At 39.8% G+C, this 1,365-nt stretch carries 1 protein-coding gene; it reads left to right on the top strand.

From position 1 onward, the window contains the following. Positions 1-1,218 (top strand): IS3 family transposase gene (locus tag L650_RS23815; RefSeq protein ID WP_128081048.1). Its coding sequence is split into 2 segments (ribosomal slippage), with 1,219 coding nucleotides annotated over them: positions 1-335 and positions 335-1,218; the frame shifts between segments, so codons are not numbered across the junction. This gene is flagged as partial in the annotation. Positions 1,219-1,365 lie beyond the last annotated feature (147 nt).

Below are 1,365 nucleotides of genomic sequence, written 5' to 3'. Positions count from 1 at the left end.
TAAAGACGTTAAGCGTACTCAGCGAGATTATACATTAGGCTTTAAATTATCTATTGTTGAGCAAGTAGAAAAAGGCGACTTCACCTATAAACAAGCGCAAAGTCATTACGGTATTCAAGGCCGCAGTACCGTTCTGGTATGGCTGCGAAAACATGGTAAATTAGATTGGTCTAAACCAACTTATATAGCCAACATGCCTAAATCGAAAGAAACCCCAGCACAAAAAATTAAACGTTTAGAGCGCGAGATAGAAGAGTTACGCCTAAAGGATTTAATCAAAGATGAAATGATTAATATTATGGATGAAGAATATGGAGCGGGCTTGCGAAAAAAGTACATATCCGAGCTATCACGCGCGCAAAAGAAAACCATCAAATAAAGCTTACTCCGTTATGCCGTGCATATGGCGTAACGCGACAAGGTTACTATCAAGCTATGCGCAGAATAGATGCTCGGAATAAAGAATTGGAGCCAGTCAAAGAATTAGTGATGTACTGGCGGCAATTCATGCCTCGTATTGGTGGGAAGAAACTTTATCTGATGATAAAGCCAGACCTGCAAGAGCGTGGCATTAAACTAGGTCGTGATTGTTTTTTTGATTATTTGAGAGAGCATGACTTTCTTGTAAAACCAAAGAAAAATTACACTAAAACAACAAACAGTAACCATTGGATGCGCAAGCATCCCAATTTACTAAAGGAATACATGCCTACTGCGGCCGAGGAAGTCTTCGTTAGTGACATTACATACGTAAAGTCAGCGCAAGGCGTGCATTACCTATCGTTAGTCACTGATGCTTACAGTCGAAAAATAATGGGTTATGAGCTGAGTGATGAAATGAAAGCAACCGATGTAGTCAGAGCATTAGAAATGACAATTAAGCAACGCGTATATAAACGTGATGCCATTCATCATTCAGATAGAGGTTTACAATATTGCTCTGAAGTATATCAAAATGCGCTATTAAAAGAGGGCATTAGACCATCGATGACCGATGGGTATGACTGTTATCAAAACGCATTAGCAGAGCGTATTAACGGGATATTAAAGCAAGAGTTTTTACTGTATAAATGTCGCAATATGGCAGAGTTAAAACAGCTCGTTGAAGAATCGATATTTATATACAATGAAATGCGACCGCACTTAAGTTTGGATATGAAAACACCAAATCAAGTGCATAAAAAAGACCTGGCGCTTTCGCACCAAGTCTTTCATTAAAACCGTCAACCTATTTCAGGACGGGACATAGATTACTTAGTCCAACCGTAGCAGGGCGTGGTGAAAAAGAAGTTACAGCGTTCTTTTTAGCATGGTTAGTGGTTGCCGTTATGGCACTTTTAAAGCGCGATAGGCTGCAATGGCGTG

The organism is Pseudoalteromonas sp. TB51, assembly GCF_000498055.1.
GTDB classification, from domain to species: domain Bacteria; phylum Pseudomonadota; class Gammaproteobacteria; order Enterobacterales; family Alteromonadaceae; genus Pseudoalteromonas; species Pseudoalteromonas atlantica.
This window is presented reverse-complemented; position numbering and strand designations above follow the sequence as displayed.